Origin of the sequence: Pseudomonas sp. Sample_14, assembly GCF_004307515.1 — a bacterium.
Classification (GTDB): domain Bacteria; phylum Pseudomonadota; class Gammaproteobacteria; order Pseudomonadales; family Pseudomonadaceae; genus Aquipseudomonas; species Aquipseudomonas atacamensis.
On the sequence record NZ_RCOC01000051.1, the window covers coordinates 60,663 to 69,818 of the forward strand.

The window sequence follows — 9,156 nt, forward strand, 5'->3', positions numbered from 1 at the left end:
ACACCATGACTTTCACTACTACTCCTCGTCGTCTCGCAAAACGCATTGCACTGGTTGCAGGTTTGAGCGTGCTGTCGGTTCAAGCTTTCGCCGGTGGTGACGCCGCACTTTATGGCCCGACTGCACCGAAAGGCTCGACCTTCGTGCGTGTCTACAACGCCAGCAACGCTGAAGTCAGCGCGACTGTCGGCAGCACCAACCTGAGCGATATCGCGCCACTGGCCAGCAGCGACTTCAGCTTCATGCCGGGCGGCGATTACAGCGCCAAGGTTGGTAGCCAGACCCTGCCGGTCAAACTCGCCGGTGACCACTACTACACCCTGGTCAACAACGCTTCCGGCGCGCCACAACTGATCGAAGAGCCGCCGTTCAAGAACAAGCAGAAATCCCTGGTTCGTGTACAGAACCTCAGTGACAAACCGCTGACCCTGAAGACCGCCGACGGCAAGACCGAAGTGGTGCCGAACGTGGCAGCCAAGGGCCGTGGCGAACGTGAAATCAACCCGGTGAAAGTCAGCCTGGCGCTGTACGAAGGCGACAAGAAAGTCGGCGACGTGAAACCAGTCGCCCTGGAGCGTGGTGAGGCAGCCGTCCTGTACGTCACCGGCAACGGCAGCAACCTGTCGCCAGTCTGGGTGAAACGCCCGGTGTCGACTCGCTAATCCTTTTGTGAACTGACGCAGTACCCCTTGTGGGAGCGAGCCTGCTCGCGAATACGGTCTGACATGCAACATCAATGTCGACTGAGCCATCGCCATCGCGAGCAGGCTCGCTCCCACAGGGCTCTAACCAAATTGATTTTATGGAGTAAACATTATGATTCCGGTGATCTTGTCAGGTGGTAGCGGTTCGCGTCTGTGGCCTCTTTCGCGCAAGCAATTCCCCAAGCAATTCCTCGCTCTGACCGGCGAACACACACTGTTCCAGCAAACCCTCGAGCGCCTGGTGTTCGAAGGCATGGACACGCCGATCGTGGTCTGCAACAAGGAACACCGTTTCATCGTCAACGAGCAACTGGCCGCACGCAATCTGGAATGCCAGCGCATCCTGATGGAACCGTTCGGCCGCAACACGTCGCCGGCCGTGGCCCTGACCGCGATGATGCTGGTCAATGAAGGCCGCGACGAACTGATGCTGGTGCTGCCGGCCGACCACGTGCTGGAAGACCAGAAAGCCCTGCAACGTGCGCTGGCCCTGGCGACTGTCGCAGCCGAGAACGGCGAGATGGTCCTGTTCGGCGTACCGGCGACCAAACCGGAAACCGGCTACGGCTACATCAAATCCACCGCTGATTCGCTGCTGCCCGAAGGCGTCAGCCGCGTCTCGCACTTCGTCGAAAAACCGGACGTCAAGCGCGCCACCGAGTACGTCGAATCCGGCGGTTACTACTGGAACAGCGGCATGTTCCTGTTCCGCGCCAGCCGCTTCCTCGAAGAACTGAAAAAGCACGATCCGGACATCTACGACACCTGCCTGCTGACCCTTGAGCGCAGCCAGCAGGACGCTGACACCATCACCTTCGACGAAGCCACCTTCGCCTGCTGCCCGGACAACTCCATCGACTACTCGGTGATGGAAAAAACCCAGCGCGCCTGCGTGGTGCCGCTGACCGCCGGCTGGAGCGATGTCGGCTGCTGGTCGTCGCTGTGGGAAGTCAACGAGAAAGACGCCAACGGCAACGTCAGCAAAGGCGACGTGGTCATCCAGGACAGCAAGAACTGCATGATCCACGGCAACGGCAAACTGGTTTCGGTGATCGGTCTGGAAAACATCGTCGTGGTCGAAACCAAGGACGCGATGATGATTGCCCACAAGGACAAGGTCCAGGGCGTCAAGCAGATGGTCAACACCCTCAATGCCCAGGGCCGCAGCGAAACCCAGAACCACTGCGAAGTCTATCGTCCGTGGGGCTCGTACGACTCGGTGGACATGGGCGGGCGTTTCCAGGTCAAGCACATCTCGGTCAAGCCGGGCGCGTGCCTGTCGCTGCAGATGCACCACCACCGCGCCGAGCACTGGATCGTGGTCAGCGGCACCGCCGAAGTGACCTGCGACGAGAACGTGTTCCTGCTCACCGAAAACCAGTCGACCTACATCCCGATCGCCTCGGTGCATCGCCTGCGCAACCCGGGCAAGATCCCGCTGGAAATCATCGAAGTGCAGTCGGGTTCGTACTTGGGTGAAGACGATATCGAACGTTTCGAAGATATCTACGGCCGCTCCACCCCGATCGAACGCGGCGTGTCGGTGAAGACCATCGCGCAGTAATCGATCACTAAAACGAGAAGCCCTCGTCCAGCCCGTTGCGTTCCCTATCCGCAGCGGGCTGGGCGGGGGCTTTTTTTGTCTAGCCGAAGACTGAATTGCGGCGTCTCGCCAGCGGTGAATCTTCATCGACCGACTCGCCTTCCGTCGCCTGCGCCAGCCCCGCGGGACCTTGTGTAAACGCGGCTGCAAACAGTTGCTGGGCCAACGGTGTGGGTGTTGATTCCGGTTCTGCAAACAACGGCTGCCGCCGGGTCGATCGATTGAAGGACTGCAAGTCGACCGCCGGACTGTTCGAGGAGATGGCAAGAGGCACGGCAACGGGTGTGCTGAGCAGTTTGTACTGGATCCGCGTCTGAGCCTCGGAAACCTGCATGGCATTGCCCATTGCCACACTCAGTGAGCCCACCAACTGAACTGCGGGGTTAGCGGCGTGCATCAGCAGATTTCCGCCGATCTGGAAGCCTTTGGCCACGGCACCGCGCCTGGCTGCAAGCACTTGCGGTTCTTCGACAGGGCTGTTGAACGCAACGGACATGGGTCCCATGATCCGGCTGGTGGTCTCCTCCCCCAACACCCGATTCATTGTCGAAGAAACGAATTCACCGGAGTGGTACAGCACGGCCCCCGAAGGTGGCGCGGTGTGCGTCCGCGCGGCGGCAATGACATGTGCCTGATGTGTGTTGAGCACGGAGTTGTCCCGGGCTCCCAGCTCTGCCAGCGCTACCGGTATTTCGCGGCGATAGGCCTGGACGTCGGGATTGGGGTCATTCTCGAAGTAACGGCGCACTGGCTGCATGCCGGCGGCTTGCACGGGATTGACCAGTTTCTGGTCGGCAAGATCGTGGTACACCCGATCGGGTGCATGCTTGTCGGGCTTGCGCCCGTCGCTGTCTCTGTAAGTGACTGGGTTATTGCGCATCGCGCGATAGCGATTATGACCGTCGATCGCCCCGCCAGGATCGGTATTCAACCAGCGTTGCAGCCACGGCACGTAATAGCGAAACCCAAAGTAATAAAGCCCCGTGGCATCACGTTCCTTTCCCGAATAGCGCGCGGTCTTGTAGCTGACGTCGGGCTCCTTGGCCCACGCCGTCGCTCCAAATGGATAAAAATGCTCGCGGCTGATCAGCCGCGCATCGGCGTCCAGCTCAACACTGATCGAACCCAGGTGATCATTGAAATTGTATCGGTAGAGATTATTCAGGCCGGTCGGCGGTGGGCTTTGCCAATGCAGGACGCGTACGGTGTTGAGTCCGGTCTGCACGGTGAGCACTTGCAGGCTTTCTCCGGTGCCAGTGTCGGTGCGTAACTCCAGCGCTGGCAGATACCGCACCTGTGCAAGAAGACTGCGCGCAGCCGTGCGTGACGAACGCGTTTTCAATACCCGCTGACCGGCGCCGTCGTAGAGATAGTTTTCACAATCATCGGCGCCTGATACGCGCAGCACGAGCACCACCGAGTTCAGCTGGTTCCGCAGATTCCACTGCAACCGGCGTCCTTGATCCAGCAACAGCAAATTGCCTCGCGCATCGAACGCCTCGGCGATCTGGGACTCAGATGGCGGCTTACCGTCATGCCACGGCAAGCAACGATTGCTGTAGCGCGCGGCCTGCAATTGATGACCTGGACTCTGTGGGCCAACGTGAGTCAGCTCGAGCAAATTGCCGGCGGCGTCATAACGATAACTCTGGCTGTAGTTGGCGACAGCGGTCGGCCCGCCACCGGCAGCGCCGGCCTCCCAGCCAGTGGCGTGAGTCAACTGGCAAAGGCTGTCATAGCGGTAGCGACTGACCGGCTCGATGCGCTGGTTGGCGAACCAGCGTACCGGCAATGCCTGGTCTTCGATGCTCAGCACATTGCCCATCGGGTCATAGGCATACAACAGGTCCTGCCAAACGTTGCCCTCTTGATCCTGAGCATGACGCATGAGCAGACGGCCGTCTTCACGGCGGTAGCTCAGCGTGGTCAGAACGCCGTTACCTGCCAGCTCCTGGGTCACCTGACCTTCGGCGTTGTACCGAATATCACTGACCACAGGATGGTCTGAAGTCTGATACCTGAGCCGTAGATCAACCCCGCGTAATCGTCCGTCGTGAGTCAGCGCGAATACCTGCCGATGACCAGCGGCATCCACCTGTTCCAGCACGGAGCCCTGCGGTGAAAAGCGCCATTGCGTGGTTGCCCCTTCGGACTCCAGCGGTACCTTGCGCTCAAAGTCAGCATCTGGCCAATCCGGCACAACCGACTCGAGCACGAAGTGTCGGGTGTTTTCACAACACTGGCCGGTGATTGCGAATTGCTCGAACAGGACACTACCGGCCGGATCGTCATGCCGGATCAACTGACCGAGCTGATTGCGCAGCGGCTCGCCAAAGCCGGGCCGGCCATAGGCAAAACGCTCGGCGCAGCGGCGAGGTACGCCTGTGCCTTCTTCGAACACCGCGACAGGGCGCAGCAAGTCATCGTATGCAATCTCGCGGCATGTGCCACGGCTGTCCCAGTTGAACAGCGTCTGGCCGGCCAAACCCGGCAACCGGACCTGAACTCCCGCATCGCTACTGTCCGAGCGCAGCGCGATATCGTTCAAGGCATGGGTGGTGGTGAGGCTGGCGGGCGCTTGCGGATCGATCACCTGCAACGCCCACAATCGCGCATCCCATTGTTTGACTACACGCCCGGCAACGTCCCGCAACGTCCGCTCGATTCGGGGCTCACTTGCCAGCGCCGCATCGGCGCGCCAGTAGTTGACGTTGAGGATGGCCAAACCGCGCGGATCGTTCACGGCAAGCGTTGGCGTATTGTGGTGGATGCCCATAGTGCGTCAACGTCCCAGTGTGCCCTTCGCGCATGAGAGCAAGCCCGGACGTGGATGCCTACTGTCAGAAATTACAGTCCCGACCAACGGCAGGCTTGTTGCCGCTCCGAATATCCATTGTGCGACGCCTTCGGTAGGATGAAGCTCACTCACTCACTCACGGAGCGTTCCCGCATGTTCATCGGCATCCTGCTGGTCATCACCTGGCTGATCCTGCTGCTGCGCTATCCGGCCAAGGCCTTGCCGGTGTCGGTGGCCGCTGCCATCGGCCTGGGCTTCGTAGCCATGTGGGTGGTGTGGCTGGACAACCGCGAGATCAAACAACTGGCGCGCCTGGAACTGCGCATTGCCTATGCTCCCGAACAATGTCCGTCCGACCGTCCACTGCAATTGAAAATGAACAACGGCAACGATGTGCCGCTGACCGAACTGCGTTGGCGCATCGCCGCGTACGCGCCGGGCGATACGGTCAATCTGGCCGACAATCAATACACCGCCCCGCGCTATCGCGGCCCCGGCGAACTGCAGGCCGGCGCCACCTGGGAAGATTGCTTGCCCTTGCCGCCACTGCGTCCCGGCTATCGCCCGCAAACCCTGGAGTTTCGCGCCGAGCATTTGCAGGGTAGTTTTGCCGACTGATCCCCTCCCCCGACTTTTTTGCACAAGGAATGCGCCATGCCCGTTGCGTTGATTACCGGTTGTTCCAGCGGCATCGGCCGCGCCCTCGCCGACGCGTTCAAAGCCGCCGGCTACGAAGTCTGGGCCAGTGCGCGCAAGACTGAAGACGTCGCTGCGCTCAACGCCGCCGGTTTTACCGCGATTCAGCTGGACGTCAATGATGGGGCCGCGCTTGAGCAACTCGCCGAGCGTCTAAACCAGCAACACGGCGGCCTCGATGTGTTGATCAACAACGCCGGTTACGGCGCGATGGGGCCGCTGCTCGACGGCGGCGTGCAGGCGATGCAGCGCCAGTTCGAGACCAACGTGTTTTCGATTGTCGGCGTCACCCGCGCGTTGTTTCCGCTGCTGCGTCGGGCCAGGGGGCTGGTGGTGAATATCGGCAGCGTGTCAGGTGTTTTGGTCACGCCGTTTGCCGGCGCCTACTGCGCTTCGAAAGCGGCGGTACACGCGTTGAGCGATGCCTTGCGAATGGAACTGGCACCGTTTGGCATTCGTGTGATGGAAGTCCAGCCCGGCGCCATCGAATCGAGCTTTGCGAAGAATGCCGGACATGAAGCCGAGCAATTGATCAACGAGCAATCGCCGTGGTTTCCATTGCGTGAAGGCATTCGGGCACGCGCCAAGGCATCGCAGGACAAACCCACCCCGGCCAGTGAGTTTGCTGCCGAGCTGTTGAAAGCGGTGCGGCAGAGCAAGCCGCCACGGCTGGTTCGCATCGGCAACGGCAGCCGGGCGTTGCCGTTGCTGGCGGCGTTGTTGCCGAAAGGGTTGTTGGAATCGACGTTGATGAAGCGCTTCGGATTGCGCGCAAAGCTCTGATACCCAGTTGTTGCGACGAGCGGTATCCCGACCTGTCAGAGTTGACAGTAGGCGCCCTCTCAAGGAAGGCCTATCGTGAGTTCAAGCCAGGTGAACGGTGTTGAGGCTGTGTTAAAGCCCGGCGAGTAAACCGACCTCACGACAACCGCGCAGGGACGTATATGACAACCGCTAAGAAGGCCACGAACATCAGGGCAACAATCGACGCTACATGGGGAAGCGGTGAAGGCAAACTTCAACTTGACGATATATTTCAGGACGACCCGGCGAAGTCCCGGCCCCTCACCGGATCGACGCTGCTGCGCGATAAATCGTTGCTGGTTACCAGTACCTTCGACAATAGCTCCTTCTTCATCTCCAAGCTGAACCACTTGGGTGCCGTAGACCTGGCGTTTGGGGTCGAAGGGCGTGTCATGGGTTCGTTCCTGGCCAATGAGCTGGCCTCTGGCGGGCCTATTGCAGAAGGTGCCGATGGGCGGCTGTTCATGGCGGGCAGCACAACCAATGGGAAGTCGAGCGAGGTTAGCCCCGCGATTCTCTGCCTCGACAGCAAAGGCAATCGAGTGAGCAGCTTTGGCGACAATGGCCAAGTCATCATCGATCCCCCAAACACACAACGGCTTACGAAAAAAGGCCCGGCATTCGTGTTCGCGTTACCCGATGGCAGCATTATTGTCGGCGTTGATTACCACACGCCTGACGTGCTCAGGGCGCACCTTTACAAATTCGATGCGCAGGGAGCACCCGTAAAGGCATTCGGCACAGATGGCCGAGTTGAAATAAAGCACAGCCTGCGGCATGCATCGACGTCACTCAGCGACGGTTGCGTGCTCGACAATGGACTGTTGTTATTTGCAGGCTACGAAAAATACGAGCCCGACGTGAACACGGACGGTCTCGTCGTGATGTTGAATTCAGACAGTGGCGCGCCCCATGAGAATTTCGGTCACCCGGAAAGACCCGGGATTCTGGTAGTCCGGTACAACTCCAGGGGGGCCGAACTCAACACTGTGAGACAGCGAGCCCCCAATAGGTTCACGGCATCCGGCTACACCAACATGGGCAACGCCTTGAGTGAGCGATACGGCATGTTGATCGCCTTCGATGAAGAAGGTAAGCCCGATTTCGACGTTTTCGGCAGTCCGAATATCATGCCGCTTCCAGCAGATCTCGGCAGCGACAGGCGAGTCAACTGGGCGGACCATGTTCCTTTCGCTGATAACATCGTAGTTTCTGGTGGAGACGAGAAGGGCAATTATATTGCCTGTGTGAAAGCACGCAGCGGTGGCTACAACTCCGATTTTTCAGACGCGGGTGGCGTCATCCCTCGCGAGGAGACCACCGACTCTCTCTCCAGGCTTCATTATCAGCAGGACCCTGGAAAATTGATTGTTGCCCTCAACATCAACCCAGAAAATCCTCTGGGTTGTCTGTATCGCTACAACATTTCCCAGTAGCTGGAAGCATAACCGCGTCGCCCGGTCCAGGGGCGACTCGGTCGATCAATTGCCTGCCAGGTCCTGCTTCACCACCACCGTGCAAGTAATTCCCGCCGCCAGCAACACCCCCGCCGGCACCTCATCAATGTGAATCCTTACCGGCACCCGCTGAGCCAAACGCACCCAGTTGAACGTCGGGTTCACATCGGCGATCAGCTCGCGGCTTTCCGGGTTGTCGCGGTCGTAGATGCCGCGCGAAATGCTCTCGACATGGCCCTTGAGCACTTCGCCGCTCATCAATTGCATGTCGGCTTGGTCACCCACTTTGACGTGAGGCAGTTTGGTTTCTTCGAAAAAGCCGTAAACCCAAAATGAATTCATGTCGACCACGGCCATCTTCGCCTCGCCAATGCGCGCGTAGTCGCCGCGATGCACATTGAGGTTGGTCACGTAGCCGTCCACCGCCGCACGCACTTCGGTGCGTTTGAGGTTGAGTTCGGCGGCTTCCAATTGCGCCTGGGCGTGTTGGTAATCGGCCAGCGCAGCGTCGGCGATGTTGCTGGCGTCGTCGCGGTTCTCTTTGGAGATCACCAGATTGTCGAGGTCGGCGCGGCGATGGGCGTTGACCTTGCGCATTTCCCAGGTCGACTTGCGCGAAGCCACCAGTGACTGCGCCTGCTTGACCGCGATGCGGTAGTGCTCGGGGTCGATGCGCATCAGCAGATCGCCCTTCTTCACCAACTGGTTGTCGCGCACCGGCACTTCGACCACTTCGCCGGTGACGTCGGCGGCGACGTTGATGATGTCGGCACGCACGCGACCATCGCGGGTCCACGGCGTGTTCATGTAGTGCTCCCACAACGTGCGGCCGATCCACAGCGCCAGGGCCAGTACCAGCAGGGTCGCGAGCAGGCTGAAAAACTTTTTCATCAAGATGTTCTCAACGGTAGACAGTCAGCGCCATGGCGCCGAACAGACAGGTAAACAGGCTCAGACGCAGCAGCGCCGGGTGCCAGAAAAAACGGTACAGGTCGAACCCCGAGAGGAAGCGGTCAACTGCCCAGGCCAGTCCCGCAGCAATGAAAAACATCAGGGTCATGGTCGGCATGTACACGCCGTGGAAGGCGATTTCAC

At 59.8% G+C, this 9,156-nt stretch carries 8 protein-coding genes; 5 read left to right on the top strand and 3 right to left on the bottom strand.

The annotated features are described in order from the left end of the window. Positions 1-5 precede the first annotated feature (5 nt). Positions 6-662, top strand: coding sequence for an alginate O-acetyltransferase AlgF (locus D8U61_RS11665; protein WP_101159307.1), 657 nt, complete (start codon positions 6-8; stop codon positions 660-662). A 154-nt stretch (positions 663-816) separates the two neighbouring features. Continuing rightward, the gene (locus D8U61_RS11670; RefSeq protein WP_024011673.1) at positions 817-2,268 is read left to right on the top strand and encodes a mannose-1-phosphate guanylyltransferase/mannose-6-phosphate isomerase; all 1,452 of its coding nucleotides are present in this window, start codon (positions 817-819) and stop codon (positions 2,266-2,268) included. A 79-nt stretch (positions 2,269-2,347) separates the two neighbouring features. Here D8U61_RS11670 and D8U61_RS11675 read toward each other — a convergent pair whose 3' ends face one another. Then, entirely contained in the window at positions 2,348-5,083 is a 2,736-nt protein-coding gene (locus D8U61_RS11675) for an RHS repeat protein (RefSeq protein ID WP_177433326.1), read from the bottom strand. Between the two features lie 174 nt (positions 5,084-5,257). On the opposite strand from D8U61_RS11675, the gene D8U61_RS11680 reads away from it, so the two are divergent. The 3 genes from D8U61_RS11680 (at position 5,258) to D8U61_RS11690 (ending at position 8,040) form a co-directional block, all read left to right on the top strand. Then, the gene (locus tag D8U61_RS11680) at positions 5,258-5,722 is read left to right on the top strand and encodes a multidrug transporter (protein ID WP_130926965.1); all 465 of its coding nucleotides are present in this window, start codon (positions 5,258-5,260) and stop codon (positions 5,720-5,722) included. Between the two features lie 36 nt (positions 5,723-5,758). After that, complete coding sequence (locus tag D8U61_RS11685; RefSeq protein WP_125927506.1) at positions 5,759-6,583, top strand: SDR family oxidoreductase; 825 nt, start codon at positions 5,759-5,761, stop codon at positions 6,581-6,583. 161 nt (positions 6,584-6,744) lie between these two features. Beyond that, positions 6,745-8,040: a hypothetical protein gene (locus D8U61_RS11690; protein WP_130926966.1), complete on the top strand. Its 1,296-nt coding sequence runs from the start codon at positions 6,745-6,747 to the stop codon at positions 8,038-8,040. A gap of 45 nt (positions 8,041-8,085) precedes the next feature. Here the strand turns inward: D8U61_RS11690 and D8U61_RS11695 are convergent, their stop codons facing one another. Both D8U61_RS11695 and D8U61_RS11700 read right to left on the bottom strand, forming a co-directional pair. Continuing rightward, positions 8,086-8,952, bottom strand: coding sequence for an HlyD family secretion protein (locus D8U61_RS11695; protein WP_130926967.1), 867 nt, complete (start codon positions 8,950-8,952; stop codon positions 8,086-8,088). A gap of 10 nt (positions 8,953-8,962) precedes the next feature. Further along, on the bottom strand, positions 8,963-9,156 hold a 194-nt coding region (locus tag D8U61_RS11700; protein ID WP_130926968.1), incomplete at its 5' end, for a DUF1656 domain-containing protein.

What these genes read in the sequence shown, in the direction of transcription:
- D8U61_RS11665 (WP_101159307.1), top strand. Translation starts at nt 6, where the DNA reads ATGACTTTCACTACTACTCCTCGTCGTCTCGCAAAACGCATTGCACTG.
- D8U61_RS11670 (WP_024011673.1), top strand. Translation starts at nt 817, where the DNA reads ATGATTCCGGTGATCTTGTCAGGTGGTAGCGGTTCGCGTCTGTGGCCT.
- D8U61_RS11675 (WP_177433326.1), bottom strand. Translation starts at nt 5,083, where the DNA reads ATGGGCATCCACCACAATACGCCAACGCTTGCCGTGAACGATCCGCGC.
- D8U61_RS11680 (WP_130926965.1), top strand. Translation starts at nt 5,258, where the DNA reads ATGTTCATCGGCATCCTGCTGGTCATCACCTGGCTGATCCTGCTGCTG.
- D8U61_RS11685 (WP_125927506.1), top strand. Translation starts at nt 5,759, where the DNA reads ATGCCCGTTGCGTTGATTACCGGTTGTTCCAGCGGCATCGGCCGCGCC.
- D8U61_RS11690 (WP_130926966.1), top strand. Translation starts at nt 6,745, where the DNA reads ATGACAACCGCTAAGAAGGCCACGAACATCAGGGCAACAATCGACGCT.
- D8U61_RS11695 (WP_130926967.1), bottom strand. Translation starts at nt 8,952, where the DNA reads ATGAAAAAGTTTTTCAGCCTGCTCGCGACCCTGCTGGTACTGGCCCTG.